23 protein-coding genes are annotated in these 20,109 nt (G+C 62.5%); 7 read left to right on the top strand and 16 right to left on the bottom strand.

Going from position 1 to position 20,109, the window contains the following annotated elements; translation table 11 throughout:
* Nucleotides 1-96: 96 nt before the first annotated feature.
* The 6 genes from BM70_RS0122595 to tusD form a co-directional block, all read right to left on the bottom strand.
* Nucleotides 97-1,092 (bottom strand): glutathione S-transferase family protein, encoded by a 996-nt coding sequence (locus BM70_RS0122595; protein ID WP_025858130.1) that lies wholly within the window; start codon nucleotides 1,090-1,092, stop codon nucleotides 97-99.
* A gap of 88 nt (nucleotides 1,093-1,180) precedes the next feature.
* Nucleotides 1,181-2,164: a glycosyl transferase family protein gene (locus BM70_RS0122600; protein WP_371262178.1), complete on the bottom strand. Its 984-nt coding sequence runs from the start codon at nucleotides 2,162-2,164 to the stop codon at nucleotides 1,181-1,183.
* 14 nt (nucleotides 2,165-2,178) lie between these two features.
* Entirely contained in the window at nucleotides 2,179-2,514 is a 336-nt protein-coding gene (locus tag BM70_RS0122605) for a TusE/DsrC/DsvC family sulfur relay protein (RefSeq protein WP_025858132.1), read from the bottom strand.
* Nucleotides 2,511-2,789 (bottom strand): sulfurtransferase complex subunit TusB, encoded by a 279-nt coding sequence (tusB, locus tag BM70_RS0122610; protein WP_025858133.1) that lies wholly within the window; start codon nucleotides 2,787-2,789, stop codon nucleotides 2,511-2,513. The genes BM70_RS0122605 and tusB overlap by 4 nt, the downstream gene beginning before the upstream one ends.
* A complete protein-coding gene (gene tusC / locus BM70_RS0122615; RefSeq protein WP_025858134.1) occupies nucleotides 2,789-3,139 on the bottom strand; it encodes a sulfurtransferase complex subunit TusC in 351 nt (116 codons plus the stop codon). The genes tusB and tusC overlap by 1 nt, the downstream gene beginning before the upstream one ends.
* A 1-nt stretch (nucleotide 3,140) precedes the next feature.
* Nucleotides 3,141-3,533 carry a sulfurtransferase complex subunit TusD gene (gene tusD / locus BM70_RS0122620; RefSeq protein ID WP_025858135.1) on the bottom strand — a complete coding sequence of 131 codons (393 nt, stop codon included), beginning with the start codon at nucleotides 3,531-3,533 and terminating at the stop codon, nucleotides 3,141-3,143.
* Between the two features lie 157 nt (nucleotides 3,534-3,690).
* Here tusD and BM70_RS0122625 point away from each other — a divergent pair, with 157 nt between their 5' ends.
* Nucleotides 3,691-4,854, top strand: a complete 1,164-nt coding sequence (locus BM70_RS0122625; protein WP_025858137.1) for a CaiB/BaiF CoA-transferase family protein — start codon at nucleotides 3,691-3,693, stop codon at nucleotides 4,852-4,854.
* Between the two features lie 3 nt (nucleotides 4,855-4,857).
* Here BM70_RS0122625 and BM70_RS0122630 read toward each other — a convergent pair whose 3' ends face one another.
* Together BM70_RS0122630 and BM70_RS0122635 are read right to left on the bottom strand one after the other, a co-directional pair.
* Nucleotides 4,858-5,352: a SprT family zinc-dependent metalloprotease gene (locus BM70_RS0122630; protein ID WP_025858138.1), complete on the bottom strand. Its 495-nt coding sequence runs from the start codon at nucleotides 5,350-5,352 to the stop codon at nucleotides 4,858-4,860.
* Nucleotides 5,353-5,480: 128 nt separating this feature from the next.
* Complete coding sequence (locus BM70_RS0122635) at nucleotides 5,481-6,083, bottom strand: Yip1 family protein (RefSeq protein WP_025858139.1); 603 nt, start codon at nucleotides 6,081-6,083, stop codon at nucleotides 5,481-5,483.
* A gap of 262 nt (nucleotides 6,084-6,345) precedes the next feature.
* On the opposite strand from BM70_RS0122635, the gene ttcA reads away from it, so the two are divergent.
* Nucleotides 6,346-7,170: a tRNA 2-thiocytidine(32) synthetase TtcA gene (gene ttcA / locus BM70_RS0122640; protein ID WP_025858140.1), complete on the top strand. Its 825-nt coding sequence runs from the start codon at nucleotides 6,346-6,348 to the stop codon at nucleotides 7,168-7,170.
* Nucleotides 7,171-7,237: 67 nt separating this feature from the next.
* Complete coding sequence (locus BM70_RS0122645) at nucleotides 7,238-7,909, top strand: DNA-3-methyladenine glycosylase I (protein ID WP_025858142.1); 672 nt, start codon at nucleotides 7,238-7,240, stop codon at nucleotides 7,907-7,909.
* Nucleotides 7,910-8,049: 140 nt separating this feature from the next.
* Here BM70_RS0122645 and BM70_RS0122650 read toward each other — a convergent pair whose 3' ends face one another.
* The 3 genes from BM70_RS0122650 to arsC are packed head-to-tail and all read right to left on the bottom strand — an operon-like array spanning nucleotide 8,050 to nucleotide 9,402.
* Nucleotides 8,050-8,454, bottom strand: coding sequence for a DUF2069 domain-containing protein (locus BM70_RS0122650; RefSeq protein WP_025858143.1), 405 nt, complete (start codon nucleotides 8,452-8,454; stop codon nucleotides 8,050-8,052).
* Entirely contained in the window at nucleotides 8,438-9,052 is a 615-nt protein-coding gene (gene wrbA / locus BM70_RS0122655; protein WP_010209634.1) for an NAD(P)H:quinone oxidoreductase, read from the bottom strand. Before wrbA ends, BM70_RS0122650 begins: the two co-directional genes overlap by 17 nt.
* Nucleotides 9,049-9,402 (bottom strand): arsenate reductase (glutaredoxin), encoded by a 354-nt coding sequence (gene arsC, locus BM70_RS0122660; RefSeq protein WP_025858145.1) that lies wholly within the window; start codon nucleotides 9,400-9,402, stop codon nucleotides 9,049-9,051. Before arsC ends, wrbA begins: the two co-directional genes overlap by 4 nt.
* A gap of 115 nt (nucleotides 9,403-9,517) precedes the next feature.
* On the opposite strand from arsC, the gene BM70_RS0122665 reads away from it, so the two are divergent.
* On the top strand, nucleotides 9,518-9,979 hold the full coding sequence (locus BM70_RS0122665; RefSeq protein WP_025858146.1) for a TlpA disulfide reductase family protein: 462 nt from the start codon (nucleotides 9,518-9,520) through the stop codon (nucleotides 9,977-9,979).
* Nucleotides 9,980-10,110: 131 nt separating this feature from the next.
* Here the strand turns inward: BM70_RS0122665 and BM70_RS0122670 are convergent, their stop codons facing one another.
* The 4 genes from BM70_RS0122670 to BM70_RS0122685 all read right to left on the bottom strand — a co-directional run bounded on the left by BM70_RS0122670 (nucleotide 10,111) and on the right by BM70_RS0122685 (nucleotide 14,874).
* Nucleotides 10,111-10,515 (bottom strand): META domain-containing protein, encoded by a 405-nt coding sequence (locus BM70_RS0122670; protein ID WP_025858147.1) that lies wholly within the window; start codon nucleotides 10,513-10,515, stop codon nucleotides 10,111-10,113.
* On the bottom strand, nucleotides 10,512-10,952 hold the full coding sequence (locus BM70_RS0122675; protein ID WP_025858148.1) for a hypothetical protein: 441 nt from the start codon (nucleotides 10,950-10,952) through the stop codon (nucleotides 10,512-10,514). Before BM70_RS0122675 ends, BM70_RS0122670 begins: the two co-directional genes overlap by 4 nt.
* A 71-nt stretch (nucleotides 10,953-11,023) precedes the next feature.
* The gene (locus tag BM70_RS0122680; RefSeq protein WP_025858149.1) at nucleotides 11,024-12,013 is read right to left on the bottom strand and encodes a 2-hydroxyacid dehydrogenase; all 990 of its coding nucleotides are present in this window, start codon (nucleotides 12,011-12,013) and stop codon (nucleotides 11,024-11,026) included.
* Nucleotides 12,014-12,120: 107 nt separating this feature from the next.
* On the bottom strand, nucleotides 12,121-14,874 hold the full coding sequence (locus BM70_RS0122685) for a response regulator (RefSeq protein WP_025858150.1): 2,754 nt from the start codon (nucleotides 14,872-14,874) through the stop codon (nucleotides 12,121-12,123).
* Between the two features lie 205 nt (nucleotides 14,875-15,079).
* Here BM70_RS0122685 and BM70_RS0122690 point away from each other — a divergent pair, with 205 nt between their 5' ends.
* Nucleotides 15,080-15,808: a response regulator transcription factor gene (locus BM70_RS0122690; protein ID WP_025858151.1), complete on the top strand. Its 729-nt coding sequence runs from the start codon at nucleotides 15,080-15,082 to the stop codon at nucleotides 15,806-15,808.
* On the top strand, nucleotides 15,795-17,165 hold the full coding sequence (locus BM70_RS0122695; protein ID WP_025858152.1) for a sensor histidine kinase: 1,371 nt from the start codon (nucleotides 15,795-15,797) through the stop codon (nucleotides 17,163-17,165). Before BM70_RS0122690 ends, BM70_RS0122695 begins: the two co-directional genes overlap by 14 nt.
* Here the strand turns inward: BM70_RS0122695 and BM70_RS0122700 are convergent.
* Nucleotides 17,162-17,677 carry a DUF2062 domain-containing protein gene (locus BM70_RS0122700; protein WP_025858153.1) on the bottom strand — a complete coding sequence of 172 codons (516 nt, stop codon included), beginning with the start codon at nucleotides 17,675-17,677 and terminating at the stop codon, nucleotides 17,162-17,164. The genes BM70_RS0122695 and BM70_RS0122700 overlap by 4 nt on opposite strands.
* Before the next feature lie 147 nt (nucleotides 17,678-17,824).
* On the opposite strand from BM70_RS0122700, the gene BM70_RS0122705 reads away from it, so the two are divergent.
* Nucleotides 17,825-20,038 carry a DNA internalization-related competence protein ComEC/Rec2 gene (locus tag BM70_RS0122705; RefSeq protein ID WP_043274339.1) on the top strand — a complete coding sequence of 738 codons (2,214 nt, stop codon included), beginning with the start codon at nucleotides 17,825-17,827 and terminating at the stop codon, nucleotides 20,036-20,038.
* Nucleotides 20,039-20,109: the final 71 nt, after the last annotated feature.

The following is a 20,109-nucleotide window of genomic DNA, read 5'->3' on the forward strand; positions in this document are numbered from 1 at the left end:
TCAGAAAGAACTCGGCGTCTGGTTTTGGGGCTGCTGCGCAGCCCAGCGCGGGGCAAGCCCGCTCACCACAGCAAGCCCACTCACCACAGTGACTGATCAGCTCCAGACGCCTTTGCCGTTCAGTTGTGCCCGATCATGCTGTCCATCAAACCGCTGCAACGGCCCCATCGGCACAATCCCCGTGGGGTTGATCGTGCGGTGACTGGCATAGTAATGCCCTTTGATGTGCGCGAAATCCACCGTTTCGGCCACGCCCGGCCACTGATACAGCTCCCTCAACCAATTCGACAGGTGCGGATAATCCGCAATCCTGCGCAGGTTGCATTTGAAGTGGCTGTAATACACCGCATCAAAGCGAATCAGGGTCGTGAACAGTCGCACATCCGCCTCGGTCAGGTATTCACCGGCCAGGTAACGATGGTCGCCCAAGTGCTGTTCCAGATGATCCAACTCCGCAAATACATCATCGAAGGCACTTTCATACGCCTGCTGCGAAGTGGCAAAGCCTGCGCGATACACGCCGTTGTTCACGGCGGGGTAGATACGTTCGTTCAACGTGTCGATGGTGGCGCGTAGCGGCGCGGGGTAGAAATCCAGGGTGTTGCCGGTCAGGTCGTTGAAGGCGCTGTTGAACATGCGGATGATCTCCGCCGATTCATTGCTGACGATACGCTGCAGCGTTTTGTCCCACAGCACCGGCACGGTGACGCGTCCGGTGTAATCGGCTGTGTCGGCGGTGTAGCGCTGGTGCATGAAGGCGAAGTCGTCGAGTTTGTCGCCGGTGGAGCCATGGGCCTTGTCGAAGGTCCAGCCGTTTTCGAGCATCAACCAACTGACCACGGACACCTCGATCAAGTCTTCCAGGCCCTTGAGCTTGCGCAGGATCAAGGTTCGGTGGGCCCACGGGCAGGCGAGGGACACGTACAGGTGATAGCGGCCGGCCTCGGCCTTGAAGCCACCTTCGCCGCTCGGGCCAGGCGAGCCGTCGGCGGTCACCCAGTGCCGGCGTTGCGCCTGTTCGCGCTGGAACGCGCCGTCTGCGCTACTTTCGTACCACTGGTCTTTCCAGTGTCCTTCGATCAGCAAACCCATGACTGGCTCCTTGGCTAATAAGCGTTGGAGCCCAGTCTAAAGGGATGAGTTCGAACTAAAAGCGCAAAGACCGGGCGTGAATCATCGATTAAATCGATTTGTCCCGCGCGGCCCAGTACTGCTGGGCCAATTCAAAGGCGTGTTCCCGTGGGTGGCCCAGACCGCGCAACGCCAAGGCCATGGTGGCGATCAGCGCCAGTTGCGGGTAGCTGTCCTCAACGTCACCGCGCCACACGGCTTTCAGGTGTTCGGGTTCGAGCGTGGCCGGCTTGACGTGACGCTGGGCGGAGAGGGCAGGCCATTCTTCGTCCCAGCTTTCGCCGCCGGTGGTGCCGTACAGATGGCTGAGGGTGTCGGGGTTAATCTCGACTTCACCGCCATCACCCTTCACCACGATCACATTGTCGCCGAGCAGGCCGCTGGCATCACGGTGCACGCCCTGGTAACCCGGATGGAAAATGCTTTGCAGGCCCAGGCGCGCATTCAGCGGGTTGAGCAGGCGCGCCAGGGAGTGGATCGGCGAGCGCAGGCCCAGGGTGTTGCGCAGGTCGATCATGCGCTGCAGTTGTGGTGCCCAATCCCCTAGCGGGATAAACGCCAGGTTGCCGTGCTCGTAGGCGGCTTCGACCTGCTGCCAGTTGCGGCACAGCGGGATCTGCAAGCCGTCGAGTAATTGCTCGGTGTACAGCCGGCCCGCCGTGTGGGCGCCACCGCCGTGCATGAGGATGCGCACGCCGTTCTGCGCCAGGCACTTGGCCGCCAGCAGGTACCACGGCAGGTGGCGCTTCTTGCCGGCGTAGGTGGGCCAGTCGACATCCACGTTCAGCGCCGGGGCGTCCAGGCGTTCGCGCACCGCTTCGGTGAAACCGGCGAGTTCTTCCGGGCTTTCCTCCTTGTGGCGCAATAGCATCAGGAAGGCGCCCAATTGGGTGTCCTCGACCTTTTCGTCGAGCAGCATGCCCATGGCTTCGCGAGCTTCTTCGCGGGTGAGGTTGCGCGCGCCGCGCTTGCCTTTGCCCAGGATGCGCACGAACTGTGCAAACGGGTGCTCGGCGGGGGTTTCAAGGGTCAGCGGGGCAAAATCGGTCATAAGCAATTCGTCGGCCTGGGCAGGCCCGCCAGCTTGGCGGCGAGTTTGGCGGGAGTGCCATTGAACAATTTGTTGAGGTGCAGGCTGTTGCCCTTTTCCGGGCCCAGTTTCAAGGCGGTGTACTTGATCAACGGGCGCGTGGCGGGCGACAGCTGGAATTCGGCATAGAACTGGCGCAGCAGCGTGAGGATTTCCCAATGGTCCGCGGTCAACGCCAGCGGTTCGGCGGCGGCCAGGGCGTTGGCCACTTCGTCGGACCAGTCGTTCAGGTCAACGAGGTAACCGTCCTTGTCCAGTTCCAGGGTGCGTGCGCCTACGGTCAGGGTGTTCATAGCCAGCTGTTGACCTTGTCGTAGTCGATCGACAGCTGCACGAAACCTGGGTAATCGACGCTATCGGCCCAATCCGGCAGAGGCAGATTGCGCGCCTGCATATCTTCGGCCAGCACAAAGACCTTCACGCCCTTGGTGTGCAGGGCCGGGTTGTGCAGCCCGTAGGCGCCATCGCCGCAGAGCAGGATGGCGTCTTCGGCGCCGCAGATGCGCAGGCAGCTGTCGAGGCGGCTATCGGTAAACGGGGAGTGGGAAACCACATGGAGAGTCGACATCAGAGGGTAATCACCTGGTCGTAACGGTCAATCAGGGCGGAGATCGCGGCACTGTCCAGCGGCTGGGCGCTGGCGGGGGGCGTGAGGCCGCGCTCGGCAAGGCTGTGGCTGCAGGCGAACACCTCATCAATGCCAAACAGGCCCAGTGCCTGGAGGTTTGCGCCGAGGTCTTTTTGCTGCACGGCCTTGGCGTCCTGGTGCGGTGCCAGTTGGAACACGCCGTCATCGAGGAATAGCAGGCCGATCGGTAGATCGAAGGCGCCGCCGGCCAGCACGATGTCCAGCGCTTCGCGGGCGCTTGGCCCGGACCACGGCGCCTGGCGGCTGATCACCAATAAGGATTTGGACATGTCACGGCCCTCCAAAACAGATCAGGCGATCGGCGGCCTGGGCGGCGTCGTGCAGTTGCCCCAGGCCCGACAACTCCCACGGCGCATCGAGGTTGACCGCGCTGCGTTGATAGCGCGTGGCTTCCTCCTGGTTGAGCACGCCACGGCGCAAGGCGGCGGCGATGCACACCACGCTGTCGAGCTGGTGGGCGCTGACAAACTCACGCCACTGGCGTGCGATGTCCAGCTCATCCTGAGGCGCAACGATGGCATTGGAGGCGCTGTAGACACCGTCCTGATAGAAAAACAGCCGCACAATCTCATGCCCGCCGGCCAGCGCCGCCTGGGCGAACAGCAGGGCGCGGCGCGAGGAGGGCGCGTGGGCGGCGGAAAACAGTGCAATCGCAAACTTCATGGAACACTCTGCAAGCAAACGTGGGCCAATGATAAAGCCGCCGCCACGAAAAAGCCCGCCGTGATCAAAACGGTCACTGTCGATGACCGTTCCGGCGATTGCCGGTAGGCCCAAGGCTGCCTAGTCTGTGGGCATTCACAACGGAAATGGAGTGCTCATGTCAGGTCCCTTGGTGTCCCTCAAAGTGCTGGATTTCTCCACCTTGCTGCCTGGCCCGTTCGCCTCGTTGATGCTGGCGGACATGGGCGCCGAGGTGCTGCGCATCGAATCGCCGACGCGCATCGACCTGTTGCGCGTACTGCCGCCCCTCGACCAGGGCACCTCAGCCAGCCACGCCTATCTCAACCGTAACAAGCGCAGCCTTGCGCTGGACCTCAAACAGGCCGAGGCGCTGGAGATCGTGCGGGCGCTGGTGAAGGACTACGACATTGTGCTCGAACAATTCCGGCCTGGGGTGATGGAGCGCCTGGGCCTGGGGTACGAGGCATTGAAGGCGATCAACCCGCGGCTGATTTATGTGTCGATCACCGGTTATGGCCAGACCGGGCCCTACAAGGATCGCGCCGGGCACGACATCAATTACCTGGCACTGGCCGGGGTGGCCAGTTACACCGGGCGCCAGGACAGCGGGCCGCTGCCGCTTGGCGTGCAACTGGCGGATGTGGGTGGCGGTTCGTTGCATGCGGTGGTGGGGTTGCTCGCGGCGGTCATCGCCCGGCAGCAGAGCGGGGTCGGCCAGTATCTGGATGTGAGCATGACCGATTGCTCGTTCAGCCTGAACGCCATGGCCGGCGCGGGTTACCTGGCGTGCGGCGTCGAGCCTGAACGCGAAAGCCACGTGTTGAACGGTGGCAGTTTTTACGACTATTACCGCTCACGGGATGGGCGCTGGATGTCGGTGGGCAGTCTGGAACCTGGGTTTATGCAGCAACTCTGTGACGCCCTGGGGCGACCGGAACTTGCGGCGCTGGGTCTGTCGCCCACACTCAAGCAGGCGCTGCAGGTTGAGTTCGAGAAACGCAGCTTTGATGAGTTGTGTGAGTTGTTTGCCGGGGTGGATGCGTGTGTGGAGCCGGTATTGAGCCTGAGTGAAGCCGTGGAGCATCCACAGCTCAAAGCGCGGCGACTGGTCAGTCAGGTGCCACGGGGTGATGGGTCGACCCAGGCACAGCTGGCCTGCCCGCTGAAGTTTTCGGAAGGTTTGCCAGCGCCGAGGCATATTGGCGCTGCCGTGGGCGCCCATAGTGATGAGGTGTTGGCGGAATTGGGCCTGAGCCCGCAGCGAATCAGCGAGCTGCGCACAGCCCGCGTGATTGCCTGACGCTTATTCGACGCGGGTTTCGCCGGTAAACACCAAGGTCTGCCGGCACCGCCGACACAAATACCTTCGACCCTGGGCCACCATCCCATGGCGTTGTGACGAGAACGGAAAGTCGCTGTCCGCACACGGGCATCGGTAGATGTAGCGCGTCACCTGGCGGCGCTTCACTTCATAGGTGTGGCAACGGTCCGGCGGCAGTTCGTAAACCCCGCGCATGATCAATTGCCATTCCTCGCCATGGGGCTGGATGCGCTCGCCAAACAATTGGTGGGCAATCAAATGCGCCACTTCATGGGCCACGGTCTGTTTCAGGAAGTGTTGGGTGTTCTCGCGGTACAACTGTGGGTTGAAACGCAGCAGGTTCTCGTGCAAATGCGCGACACCGGCCTTCTGGCCCCGCAGCTTGAGGCTGACCTGGGGGCGTTTGAAGCTTCGTTTGAAAAAGGATTCGGCTTGCAGGAAACAATCTTCGACGCGGGTATTGAGTTGCTCGGGCATGCTGTACATATCTCCAGAGATGTCCAGTATGCCGCAAAGCTGGGTGTTTCCGAATCTGTCAGGCGCCGAATGGTCATGCATAACGCACAAAGCCACCTTGCGGTGGCTTTGCCTACGGTTTTATCTGCTCAGCTTGTATAGGTCGGGCCTACGCCCAGCCCCCAGACGATCACGGTAAACGCCATGATCGCCACCAGCACCACCAGCCCTACGGCCAGTATCGAGCTGGAAAACAGGAAGCCTTCATCCGGATCGATGTTCATGAAGGTCGGTACGCCTACATACAACAGGTACACCGTGTAACAGATCGCCGCCGTGCCCACGACCATGCCCAGCCACATATGCGGGTAGAGCGCGGCCAGCCCGCCAATGAACAGCGGTGTGGCGGTGTAGGTGGCAAAAGCCACGCAGCGTGCCATGCTGGGGTTGGCGTCGTAGGTGCGCGCCATCCAGTGAATGAACGCGCCCATCACTGCCACGCCGCCGAGCATGGCGGCATAGGACATGAGGGTCATCCACAATGCACTTTCCTGGGTGAGCATCACCGGCGCGCGGTTGCCGATGACCCAGCCGACCTGGGTGGTGCCGATAAAGGCGGATACGGCAGGGATCGCCGCGAGAATCAAGGTATGGGTGAGGTACATGTGGCCGATGCTTTCTTCTTTATCGCCACGAATTTCCCGCCATTCCTGGTCGGGATGGGTAAAAAGCCCCACGACGTGATGGATCATGCCATTCACTCCTGTCGTTATTGCTATCGCCCCCCATCGGAGCGCCCACGGGCCAACTGGCCTCAAAGGTCTGGATAGATATGCGACCTCTAGTCGCAGTATAGGAAGTGATGACCGGAAAAACTGTAAGGCTTTAGAGCGAATTGCGCTGTAAACATTGGCCCTAATCGCGGCGGAGTCTTTTACCGCTAGCCCTTTTGATGATTTTTTTTGCGTAAAATACCCGGCTTTTCGTCACACACCTCTAGCGGATCCAAGCGCCATGGGCACTCTTACGGTCAACCAGAACAAACTGCAAAAACGCCTGCGTCGCCTGGCCGGTGAAGCGGTCGCCGATTTCAACATGATCGAGGACGGCGACAAGGTCATGGTCTGCCTCTCCGGCGGCAAAGACAGCTACACCATGCTCGACGTGCTGCTGCACCTGCAAAAGGTCGCGCCGATCAAGTTCGAGATCGTCGCCGTCAACATGGACCAGAAACAACCGGGCTTCCCTGAGCACGTGCTGCCGGCCTACCTCAAGGAACTGGGCATCGAGTACCACATCGTCGAAAAAGACACCTATTCCGTGGTCAAGGAGCTGATCCCGGAGGGCAAGACCACCTGCTCGCTGTGTTCGCGCCTGCGTCGTGGCACGCTGTACACCTTCGCCGATGAGATCGGTGCGACCAAGATGGCCCTGGGTCATCATCGCGATGACATCGTCGAAACCTTCTTCCTCAATATGTTCTTCAATGGTTCCCTCAAGGCCATGCCGCCCAAGCTGCGTGCCGATGACGGACGCAACGTGGTGATCCGCCCGCTGGCGTATTGCAACGAGAAGGACATCCAGGCCTACTCCGACTTCAAGCAATTCCCGATCATCCCGTGCAACCTGTGCGGCTCCCAGGAAAACCTGCAGCGCCAGGTGGTCAAGGAAATGCTGGTGGATTGGGAGCGCAAGACCCCAGGCCGTACCGAAAGCATCTTCCGCAGCCTGCAGAACGTGATCCCCTCGCAGTTGGCCGACCGTAACCTGTTCGACTTCACCAGCTTGAAGATTGATGAAACCGCTGCCTCGCGCTTTGTCAATGTTGTGAACCTCTGAGCCGATTCCATGCTCTGACACACGGCGCTTGCGGGCGCCGTTTTCAATTCAATTGCCAGGAGAGGGCATGCGCGATTACAAGTGGCTGCACGAGTATTGTCTGAACCGCTTCGGTTCGGTGGCCGAGCTGGAAGCCCATCTGCCTGTTCCCAAGACCCCGGCGCAGTTGCGCAAGATCAGCGATGATCGCTACCTGTCGACCCTGGCATTGCGCGTGTTCCGTGCGGGCTTGAAGCACAGTGTGGTGGACGCCAAGTGGCCAGCGTTCGAGCAGGTGTTTTTTGGCTTCGACCCAGAAAAGGTCGTGCTGATGGGCGCTGAGCACCTGGAGCGGCTGATGCAGGACACGCGGATCATCCGTCACCTGGGCAAGCTCAAGAGCGTACCGCGCAATGCGCAGATGATCCTCGACATCGAGCAGGAGAAGGGCAGCTTTGGCGCGTTCATCGCCGATTGGCCGGTGACCGATATCGTTGGGTTGTGGAAGTACCTGAGCAAGCACGGTCATCAACTCGGCGGGCTGTCCGCGCCGCGCTTCTTGCGCATGGTTGGCAAGGATACCTTCGTGCCCAGCTATGATGTGGTGGCCGCGCTGAATGCGCAGAAGATCGTCGACAAGGCGCCGACCAGCCTGCGAGACCTGGCGACGGTGCAGGGCGCGTTCAACCAGTGGCATGCCGAGAGTGGGCGGCCGATGTGCCAGTTGTCGATGATGCTGGCGTATACGGTGAATCACTAACCTGTAGTGAACGGGCTTGCCCCGCGCTGGGTGGCGAGGCCGCCCCAAACTCAGACGCCTCAGTCCTAACTGGAGAAACTCAGTGCGTGAGATGGGGTGGCTTCGCCACCCAGCGCGGGGCAAGCCCGCTCACCACAGAATCAGTTCGCGAGCCGCCGATTCAGCTGATGCCGCCAGCGCACATACAGCAGTGCCGTACAAAACACTGCCAGGCTCGCCAGCATTTCCAACACCCCGAAGCCCTGGCGGTTCGGGTCATACGCCGCCAGCGCGCCCTTGATGAAGTACAGGTTCACCACAAAGCACATCCACGAATGCCCGCGCGCGCTGCCCAGCAGCATGCCCGGTGCCAGCACCAGCAGGGGCACCAGTTCGATCAGCAGGATCACCCACGGCCGTGCGCCGTGCAGGTCGGCGACGAACAGGTAGTACACGCAGAGCAGGCCCACCAGGCCAAAAAACGCCAGCAGGCTCAGCACTCGAGCGACCTTGACCCGTGGCTCCAGCCACGCCTGGGGCGGCAGGACCTTAGGCTTTCTGGCCACGGCCGTTCTCCAGCAGCGTGGCGGTGGTGGCCAGGCGCAGGCCGAGAGCACGGCACAGGGCGATTTCATGTTGATCGAGCAGGCGCTTGCCGTCCGGCCCGGCGTGGTGGCTGGCGCCATACGGCGTGCCGCCGCCCTGGGTATCGAGCAACGCCTGTTCGCTGTAGGGCAGGCCGGTGATCAGCATGCCGTGGTGCAGCAGCGGCAGCAGCATCGACATCAGCGTGGTTTCCTGGCCGCCGTGCAGGCTGGCCGTGGAGGTAAACACGCCAGCCGGCTTGCCGACGAGGGCGCCGGTGAGCCACAGGTTGCTGGTGCCGTCGAGGAAGTACTTGAGCGGCGCGGCCATGTTGCCGAAGCGGGTCGGGCTGCCCAGGGCCAGGCCCGAGCAGTGCTTCAGGTCATCGAGGCTGGCATACAGCGCGCCTTCTTCCGGAATGCTCGGCGCCACGGCTTCGCACTCGGTGGAGATCGCCGGCACGGTGCGCAGCCGGGCTTCCATCCCGCCTTGCTCGATGCCCCGGGCAATCTGCCGGGCCATTTCGCTGACCGAGCCGTTACGGCTGTAATACAACACCAGCACATACGGCGACGTCACGGCAGGATCTCCAATACGTTTTCCGGAGGACGGCCAATGATGGCTTTGTCGGCGGTTTCCAGGATCGGGCGCTCCATCAGCTTCGGGTGCTCGGCGATGGCTGCGATCAACTGGGCTTCGCTGAGGCTGGCGTCGGCGAGGTTGAGCGCCTTGTATTCGTCTTCACCGCTGCGCAGCAGTTGGCGCGCGCTGATGCCTAGCTTGCCCAGCAACGCCTTCAATTGCGCGGCGTCGAGTGGGGTTTCCAGGTAACGCACCACGGTAGGCGTGAGGCCGCGGGCTTCGAGCAGTTCCAGCGCACCGCGGGATTTCGAGCAGCGCGGGTTGTGATAAAGCGTCAGATCGGTCATGTGCGGGTCGCATCTTGCGTAAGGTGGCGGGTATTCTACCCGCGCAGCGACCTGTCCTTAAACCGTAAGAGGCGATAGGTCGCAGCCAACGTTCATTTTTGCGAAGGATTACCCCATGACAAGGCGACTGATCGGAGCATTGGCGATCATTACAACCCTGCTGCTCAGCGGCTGCGGTAACGATTACGGCGTTGACCAATATGGCCAGAAAGTAGCATCCGAACGCTTGGACAAGCAGTGGCTGGTGGTCAACTACTGGGCCGAATGGTGTGGCCCGTGCCGCACGGAAATCCCCGAGCTCAATGCCTTGGCCGAACAGTTGAAGGCGCAGAACGTCGGCGTTTTCGGGGTCAACTTCGACAATGTGCAGGGTGAAGAGCTGAAGGCCGCCAGTGAAAAGCTGGGGATCAAGTTCACCGTACTGGCGCAGAACCCGGAAGAGATTTTCGATATTCCGCGCAGCGAAGCGTTGCCGGTGACCTACATCATCGATGACAAGGGCAAGGTGCGTGAGCAGTTGATGGGTGAGCAGACGGCGGAAGGTGTATTGGCAAAACTCAAGGCCCTGCGTGGCTAAAGCAACCACTCAAAACAAATGTGGGAGCGGGCTTGCTCGCGAAGGCAGTGTGTCAGTCACCGGATATACCGGCTGAACGACCGCCTTCGCGAGCAAGCCCGCTCCCACATGTTGATTGCGAAAGGCTAGGGTTAGCCTTCTTCCAGCCACAAGCGTATCGGCTTGCCGTCGGCCGGCCAGAAGCGCGTCTGCTCGATCGGCGAGATGTCCCAGCGCTGCACGCCTTGCAGGGCTTGGAAGAAGCGGTGTTCCTGCTCCATCAAGGCCTCGGCACAGAGTTTGCGGGTGCTGCCGATCTTGCCGAAGCTGAGCTTGTCGCCCTCGACGGTGTACGGTGCAAACCAATGGTTGCAACCGCCATTGCCGTAGGCGCGGCCATCGGCGCCGAGGGTGACGGTCAGGTGCGCGTAATCCATCAGCGGTCGTTCACCGATCCATTCCACCACGTAGCTGTGATCCTGCTTGAGCTTGACCGAGTCGCCGGCGCAGCCCGTCAGGGCCGCACCGACGGCGGCGAGCAGAAGCAGGCCTCTCATTGCGCGGCCTTCTGGCATTTAGGGCAGCGGTGCCTGTCGCCCTCGCTGGCCCAGCCCAATTCGGCGATCCGCGCGTTGGCGGCCGGTTGCAGCGGCTCTTTGGTCAGCTTGGTTTCCACCGCGAATTCAAACTCCAGCACGCTGTCGCAGCTGTTGCAATTGACCTTCCAGGTGTGAATCTCCAACTCGCCGAATTTCGGCCCCTGGGCCATGGCGACCCACTGGCCCGCCGGGCGGATGGAGTAGCGCGCGTCACCTTCGACGGTGAGGCGCATCGACAGGGTTTTACTGCCGCGCAGGGAGACGATCAAAACGTCGCCATGCTTGATCGAACCACCGTTACCAGTGACCTGGTAACGGCCAGGCACCAGGGCGCGGCATTCGATCAGGGTGTGTTGCGGGCTCAGCAAACTGAAGCGGAAATCGTGTTCGGCCATGGATCCTCCAAATAGGCGCGGCATCCTATCACGGGTGCTGGTTCATCATGCGCCTGGTATGTGACCGCTGATCATCCTTCGACGAGGTTCTGCGCCCGGCCCTCGGCCCAGGCCGCGATGTTGGCCAAGGTGGTGCCGGCGATGGCCGCCAGGGCCTCGCGGGTCAGAAACGCCTGGTGCGCGGTGATGATCACGTTGGGGAAGGTCAGCAGGCGCGCGAGCACGTCGTCCTGCAAGGGCAGGTCGGAGCGGTCCTCGAAAAACAACTGGGCTTCTTCCTCGTACACATCCAGCCCGAGATAGCCGAGTTGGCCATCCTTGAGCGCCTCGATCAGCGCCGGGGTGTCGACCAGGCCACCGCGGCCGGTGTTGATCAGCATCGCACCGGGCTGCATCTGCGCCAGCGAGCCGGCATTGATCAGGTGTTTGCTGTCGGTGTTCAGCGGGCAGTGCAGGCTGACGATCTGCGCCTGGGCCAGTAATTCGGCCAGGCTTACGTAGCGCGCGCCCAGGGCCTCGACCTGCGGGTTGGGGAAGGGGTCGTAGGCGAGCAATTGGCAACCGAAGCCGGCCATGATCTTGGCGAACGTGGCACCGATCTGCCCCGTGCCGACCACACCGACAGTCTTGCCCACCAGGTCGAAGCCGGTGAGGCCATGCAGGCTGAAATCGCCATCGCGGGTGCGGTTGTAGGCGCGGTGCAGGCGACGGTTGAGGGCGAGGATCAGCGCGACCGCGTGTTCGGCCACCGCGTGGGGTGAATAGGCCGGTACGCGCACGATGGTCAAGCACAGGCGCTTGGCGCTGGGCAGGTCCACATGGTTGTAGCCCGCCGAACGCAGGGCGATCAGCCGTGTGCCGCCCTTGGCCAACTGTTCCAGCACCGGGGCGCTGAGGTCGTCATTGATGAAGGCACACACCACTTCGTGATGTTCGGCCAGGGCCACGGTGTCGAGGTTGAGCCGGGCGGGCTGGAACTGCAGCTCCAGACCTGATGGCAGCGGTTCGCCGAGAAAGCTGTCGCGGTCGTAGGCCTGGCTGCTGAAAAGAATCACGCGCATGGAAATGCTCCCTGCAATTACAAATGAAGAATCAGGCTTTTGTGGTGAGCGGGCTACACCCGCGCGAGGCGAGTTCGCTCACCACAAAAGCCTGTTCCTGTGCAAAGTCAGGCATTGACTCGCGCTTCACTGGCGAGCCGGGCAATGGCCATGTCCAGTTCATCCAGCGCGTGCTGGGCCTTGGCGTCGTCCTGCTTGAGCAGGGTTTCGGCGCGGTGGCAAGCGGCTCGCAATTGCGGTACGCCGCAGTAACGGGTCGCACCGTGCAGGCGGTGCACGCGTTCGATCAAGGCGTTGTTGTCATTGGCATCGCGGGCGAGGGTGATTGCCAGGCGATCGGCCTCAAGCGATGCCAGTAGCATCGCGAGCATGTCCGCCGCCAGATCAGCCTTGCCGGCTGCCAGGCGCAGGCCTTCCTCATGGTCGAGCACCGGCAGTTGCACGCCCGGGCCCAGGCCCTCGGTCGCACGTTCCGGACCTTGATTGCGCAGGGCCAGGCCGGTCCACTTCAACACCACCTGGGCCAGTTGCCGTTCGCTGATGGGTTTGGTCAGGTAGTCGTCCATGCCGCTTTGCAGCAGGGCGCGTTTTTCGTTGGCCATGGCATGGGCGGTGAGGGCGACGATCGGCAGTGGCGTGCCGCTGCGTTCGCTTTCCCACTGGCGGATCGCCTCGGTGCTCTGGCGACCGTCCATGCCAGGCATCTGCACGTCCATCAGCACCAGGTCGAAGGTGTCCTGTTTCACCGCGTCAATGGCCGCATACCCGCTTTCCACGGCACGCACCCGTGCGCCCATGTCTTCCAGCAGGGTCTGGACCAGCAGCAGGTTCGCCGGGTTGTCGTCCACGCAGAGCACGCGCGGCGCCCGGCTGGACAGCGGCTCGCCCGGTTCGCTGCGCGCTGGGCGCGGGCTGATCAGGTCGGACAACGCACGGCGCAGTTTGCGCGTGCACGCCGGCTTGGCCTGCAATTGACTGTTGGGGTTGGGTACCGACTGGTTGAACAGCATCTGCTCGGTGGTGGGGCACAGCACCAGTACCTTGCAGCCCAGGTGTTCGAGGTCCCACAGGTGCTGGTTGAGCCGCTCGGGCGGGATGTCATTGGCCGTCACGCCAAGCACCGCAAGGTCAATCGCCTGGTCGGTCTGATGGGCGCTGGTGATGCCGTTGGTCAGGCTTTCCAGGCTATTGAACGGTGTGACTTCCAGGCCGCAGTCTTCCAGTTGGTGTTGCAGCGCCTGGCGCGCCAGCTCGTGGTTTTCCAGCACGGCCACGCGATGGCCCAGCAGGGGCGCGGAAGGCAGGTCCTCGACGTCGTCACGGGTCTTGGGCAGGTTCAGGCTGATCCAGAACTCCGAACCTTCACCCGGTGTGCTGTCGACGCCGATTTCGCCGCCCATCTGCTCGATCAGGCGCTTGGAGATCACTAGGCCCAACCCCGTGCCACCGGGTTGGCGCGACAGGGAGTTGTCGGCCTGGCTGAAGGCCTGGAACAGCGCGCGCACGTCCTGGCTGGACAGGCCGATGCCGGTGTCCTGCACGCTGATACGCAGTTGCACGCTGTCTTCCTGCTCGTCCTCGATCATCGCTCGAGCCACGATGGTGCCCTCGCGGGTGAACTTGATCGCGTTGCTGATCAGGTTGGTGAGAATCTGCTTGAGGCGCAGCGGGTCGCCTACCAGTGCCAGCGGCGTGTCGCGGTAAACCAGGCTTACCAGCTCCAGCTGCTTGGCATGCGCGGCGGGGGCAAGGATGGTCAGGGTGTCTTGCAGCAAATCCCGCAAGTTGAACGGGATGCTGTCGAGGACCAGCTTGCCGGCTTCGATTTTCGAGAAGTCGAGGATCTCGTTGATGATGCCCAGCAGGTTGTCGGCGGATTTCTCGATGGTGCCCAGATAGTCGAGCTGGCGCGGGGTCAGCTCGCTCTTTTGCAGTAAATGGGTGAAGCCGAGGATACCGTTGAGCGGCGTGCGGATCTCGTGGCTCATGTTGGCCAGGAATTCCGACTTGATGCGGCTGGCCTCCAGGGCTTCCTTGCGGGCGAGGTCGAGCTCGATGTTCTGGATTTCGATGGTTTCCAGGTTCTGGCGCACATCTTCCGTGGCCTGGTCGATGCTGTGCTGCAGTTCTTCCTGGGCATTCTGCAGGGTTTCGGCCATGCGGTTGATGCCCGAGGCGAGTTGGTCCAGTTCCTGGCTGCCCAGCGGTGGCAGGCGGGTTTCCAGGTTGCCGTCCTTTAATTGGGCCACGGCTTGCTTGATCTGGCCGATCGGTGAATTGATCGTACGGCTGATGCGCAGGGCCAGGGCCGCGGTGCAGATCAGGCCGATGGCAATCAGCAGCAGGCTGGCGAACAGGCTGCGGTAGCCGCGCAGCAACATGCCGTTGTGGGACAGTTCCACTTCGACCCAACCCAGCAGGCGGTCGGCTTCATCCGGGATCAGCTCGCCGGCGAGGTTGCGATGGCGGCCAAACACCGGCAGCAGGTAGCGGGTGGCGTCATTGCCGGTGCGCTGCAACAGGTGCGAGCTGTTGCCGATGGGGGCTAGGTTGAGCATGGTCGGGCCGGCGTGGGCGAGCGATGCGCGGTCCGGGCTGAGGAACGACACGGCGCGTACGTCCGGCTGTTCCAGGGACTGGGTGGCGATGCGCTCCAGCAGGTCGGTGTTGCGTGCACTCAAGGCGGGCGCCACCAGCGGCGCCAGTTGCTCGGCGATCATTTCGCCACGTTGCAGCAATTGGGACTGCAGTTCGGAGAGTTGCATCCAGGTGAAATAGCCCCCCAACAACGAGGCCATCAGGCTGGTCGGTAATAAGGTCAGCAACAGTACGCGGCCTTTTATCCCCATTCTTCTAAGCACGCCACTCTCCTGCTACCACATTGATATCTACCCTTCACGCGAGCATCCGGCCCGCGCCACCTGCGCAGTGTAGCCATTTGCGCGGCGTGGAATCTTGCAAATTAATGACATGCGGCAATCTTCACGCCATTTGGCGCCCGGTGGCGATTGCCTGTGGCGGGGTAATCTTGAATAATCAGTGATTGAGAATGACTTGCAGATACTAATGAATCCCGCAGCAGTTGGCCTACCCAGTATCCTCACCATCGAAGATGACCCCGTGCTGGGTGCCTATGTCCATGAGCACCTGGGGCGCTGTGGTTTTCATGTCACCTGGTGCCAGAACGGCCAGCAAGGCCTGCAGATGGCGCGCGACCAGGTGTTCGATGTGGTGTTGATGGATATTCTGCTGCCGGGCATGGATGGCCTGTCGATCCTCACCCATCTGCGCAAGAGCCATTCGATCCCGGTGATCCTGATGTCTGCACTCGGCGCCGAAGCCGATCGCATCAGTGGGTTTCGCCTGGGCGCCGATGATTACCTGCCCAAGCCGTTCAGCATGATCGAGTTGCGCGTGCGCATTGAGGCCATCCTGCGCCGGGTGGCCCTGGACCGGCGCCCGTTGCCGAGCCTGGCGCCGGTGCGCGACGATGCACGCACCCTGCGCTTTGACGATGAGCTGTGCGATGTCTTCCACCTGGAACACTGGGCCGGCCTGACCCGCAGTGAATATCGCCTGCTCGAAACCCTGCATCGCAACAGCGAAGAAGTCCTCAGCAAAGCCTTCCTTTACCAGCACGTGCTGCAACGCGGTTATGCCCCTCACGACCGCAGCCTCGACATGCATATCAGCCAGATCCGCCGCAAGCTCAAGGCCATCGGATACACCGAGCGGGAGGTGCGCACGGTGTGGGGCAAGGGCTATGTGCTGAGCGGTCACGATGACGGTCTTTGAACGCCCGTTGAAACGGTTGCCGGGCAAGCATTCGTTATTCTGGAAACTGGCGTGCCTGCTGATCGCCTTCTGTTTGCTGATGATCTGGCTCAGTTGGTCATGGGGTCGGTACATGGAGCAGAAGAACGCTTACCTGTCCGACGAAGCGCGGATCACCTTGCGTGGTTACGCGCTCGATGCCGAACAGGCGTGGAATCGCGGCGGCAATGCCGGCGTCGATGCGTGGCTGCAGGCGATGGGCACGCGTGAGACCACCTGGATAGGCGTGATCGGCAATGACCTGCAGTCGCTGAGCAGCTACCCGCTGACCGACAAGGAAAGCCAGCGGCTGACCTTTCTGCGTGGGCTGGACTGGCCAGTGAGCCGGCATGTCAAAGGCTTGCCGTGGCTGAAGATCCCGTTTCCCGCAGACCCCAACGCGGGGTCGCTGGTGATCGAGTTGCCGCAGCGCTTCATGCCGGGGCGCTATCAACTGTTCTGGCGCGTGGTAACCAACGGGGTGATCCCCGGCCTGTTTACCCTGTTGCTGTGTATCGGCCTATACCGGCTGTTGATCATGCCCCTCAATCAACTGCGCGAGCAGGCCAATGCCTGGCGTGCCGACCAGTTGAATACGCGGCTGTCCCACGATGCCACCAGTCGCCAGGATGAACTGGGCGAGCTGGGCCGCGCGTTCGACCACATGTCCGAGCGTTTGCAGGGCACGGTGGTATTGCAACAGCAACTGCTGCGAGACATGTCCCATGAACTGCGCACACCGCTGAGCCGCTTGCGGGTGGCCTGTGACAGTGAGCAGGACCTGACGCAACTGCGCGAGCGACTGGGCCGTGAGATCGACGCCATGCAGCGCCTGGTGGAGGACAGCCTGCAGCTCGCCTGGCTGGACACCGAGCGGGCGCCACTGCCCCAGGAAGCTATCCAGCTTCAGGCGCTGTGGGACATGCTGCGCGAAAACGCGTGCTTCGAGAGCGGCTGGCCGCCCTCGCGCCTGCCATGCCTGCTGGGGGCGGAGTGTTGGGTGCGGGGCAACCTGAATGCGCTGGCCCAAGCCCTGGAAAATATCCTGCGCAACGCCATCCGCCACTCGCCCGTGGGCGGCGTGGTCAGCCTGGATGGGCGTCGTGAAGGGGATTACTGGCACCTGTGGCTGGAAGATCAAGGCGGTGGGATCGATGAGGGCGACCTGGAGCGGATCTTTGCGCCCTTCACCCGGCTGGACGGTTCACGTCCCGGCGATGGTGGCTTCGGCCTGGGGCTGAGCATCGCCCGCAACGCCGTGCAGCGCCAGGACGGCAGCTTGTGGGCGGAAAATACCGGGCAAGGTTTGCGCGTGCATCTGCGTTTGCGAGCCTGCTAAGCGCGACGCTGTTTGCGTTTTTTCCATTGGTGCGCCACCCACCAGCGCCAATAGAGCATGGTCAGGCAGTAGGCGAGGGCGCCCAGTACCAGCCCCAGCACCACGGAACCCAGCAGGAACGGCTGCCACAACGTGCTCAGTTGGCCGCTGATCCATTCCCAGGTCAGGTCGTCGGGCAGGCTGCGGGGGGGCACATTCATCAGCCAGGCGCCGGTCATGTAGGTGCAGATAAAGACCACCGGCATGGTGATCGGGTTGGTCAGCCACACCAGGCTGACCGCAATGGGCATGTTGCCACGCACGGTGATCGCCAGGATGGCTGCCAGCAGCATCTGCAACGGAATCGGGATAAAAGCCGCGAACAAACCCACGGCCATGGCGCGTGCGACCGAGTGCCGATTGAGGTGCCAGAGGTTCGGGTCGTGCAGCAACGTGCCGAGAAACTGTAATGACTTGTGTTCCCGGATACTGCTGGGATCGGGCATGTACCGTTTGAATAAGCGCCGGGGCATAAGGGGTCCAGGTCAGTTCGAGGGGCAAGTATGCCCGCATTCTATAAACAGAAAATTCAGACTTTGTGACAAAACATCATCGGCAGTGCTGGGTACCCGGCTAAGACTGAGTGGATCACTGGAAAAGGATGATTCATGAGGGCAGGGATGTTCGCACTTGCGCTGGGGCTGCTGGCCCTGCGCTTCTTACCGGCATTGCCGGCGACCGGTTGGCTGATCGCCCTGTGGGTGCTGGCGTTGATGCTGTTGCCGTTTCGCACGTACCCCATGGCGTTTTTCCTGTTTGGGCTGGGCTGGGCGTGCATCAGCGCGCAGTGGGCGCTGGCTGATCGCCTGCGGCCGGCACTGGACGGCCAGACACGCTGGGTAGAGGGGCGGATTACCGGGCTGGCGCAACACACCGGCGACGGCGTGCGTTTTGTGCTGGCCGACAGTCGGTCACGCAATGCCCGGTTGCCCCAACGCATCCGGGTGTCCTGGCGTGGCGGGCCGCCGGTACGCAGTGGTGAACGCTGGCGCTTGGCGGTCACCCTCAAGCAGCCGGCCGGGCTGCTGAACTTCCATGGTTTTGATCAGGAAGCCTGGCTGCTGGCCCAGCGCATCGGCGCCACCGGCACCGTAAAAGACGGCGAGCGTCTGACACCGGCCCGCAACGCTTGGCGCGACAGCGTGCGCCAACGCCTGCTGGCGGTGGATGCCCAGGGCCGGGAAGCCGGCCTGATTGCCCTGGTGCTGGGGGACGGCTCCGGATTGGCCGCCGCCGATTGGCAAGTATTGCAGGACACCGGCACTGTGCATCTGTTGGTCATCTCCGGCCAGCACATCGGTTTGCTGGCGGGCTTGATCTATGGGTTGATCGCCGGCTTGGCGCGCTACGGCTGTTGGCCGCGAACCTGGCCGTGGTTGCCTTGGGCCTGTGGCCTGGCATTCGCCGCCGCGCTGGGTTACGGCTTGCTGGCTGGGTTTGGCGTGCCGGTGCAGCGCGCCTGCATGATGGTCGGGCTGGTGTTGTTGTGGCGGTTGCGCTTCCGACACCTGGGGCTGTGGTGGCCGTTGCTGCTGGCACTCAATGGGGTGCTGGTCCTGGAACCGTTGGCCAGCCTGCAGCCCGGTTTCTGGCTATCGTTTGCGGCGGTGGCGGTGTTGATCCTGGCGTTCGGTGGCCGGCTGGGCCCCTGGAGCGTTTGGCAAGCGTGGACCCGGCCGCAATGGTTGATTGCCATCGGGTTGTTTCCGGTGTTGTTGGTGGTGGGGCTGCCCATCAGCCTGAGCGCGCCGTTCGCCAACCTGGTGGCGGTGCCGTGGATCAGCCTGATGGTGTTGCCACTGGCCTTGCTCGGGACGGCGTTGCTGCCGGTGCCGTTACTGGGTGAGGGGTTGCTGTGGTTGGCGGGCGGTGCGCTGGATGGGTTGTTCAAGGGCTTGGCGTGGCTCGCCGGGCAGGTGCCAGCGTGGATTCCCGCCGAGGTTCCGTTGGGCTATTGGCTGATGAGCCTGCTCGGTGCCGTGCTGCTCCTGCTGCCCAAGGGCGTGCCCTTTCGGCTGCTGGGCTGGCCGATGCTGTTGCTGGCGGTGTTTCCCCCGCGAGCACTGGTGCCCCATGGGCAGGTGGACGTGCTGCAACTGGACGTCGGGCAGGGGCAGTCGCTGATTTTGCGCACCCGTCACCACACCTTGCTTTACGACGCCGGCCCGCGCTCCGGAACCTTTGACCTGGGCGCGCGGGTGGTGTTGCCGTCGCTGCGAAAGCTTGGAGTGGAGGCCTTGGACCTGATGCTGCTCAGCCACGCCGACGCGGATCATGCCGGTGGCGCAGCCGCCGTTGCCAGGGGGATTCCCATCAAGCGCGTGGTAGGCGGGGAAACCGAAGGGCTGCCGCTGTTTCTCGGCACACAGCCGTGCATCAGTGGTGAGCGCTGGAACTGGGACGGTGTGACATTCGAACTCTGGCAGTGGCCTGACGCTATCACCGGCAATCCAAAGTCCTGCGTGTTGCAGGTACAGGCCAATGGCGAGCGCCTGCTGCTGACCGGCGACATTGAGCGCGCCGCCGAACAGGCCATGCTCGCTTCACCGCTGGCGGTGCCCACCGATTGGTTGCAAGCACCACACCATGGCAGTCGCAGTTCTTCGTCCTGGGCGTTCCTGGAGCGCCTTGCCCCACGTTCCGTGCTTATTTCTCGGGGTCGCAGCAATGCGTTCGGCCATCCTCACCCGCAGGTGATGGCGCGTTACCAACGGTTGGGCAGCCAGGTGTATGACAGTGCCGAGCAGGGGGCCGTGCGCCTGCAGTTGGGGGCTTTCTCGCCACCGGTTGTTGCGCGCAGTCAACGCAGGTTCTGGCGTGAGCGGTTACCCTAGGCGCTCATGGCCGCGGCCGATGGGGTCTGTGGCCGGCGAACCTATATGGTAAAGTGGCGCACTTTTTCAAG

It is taken from the genome of Pseudomonas sp. CHM02 (genome assembly GCF_000612585.1).
GTDB lineage: Bacteria > Pseudomonadota > Gammaproteobacteria > Pseudomonadales > Pseudomonadaceae > Aquipseudomonas.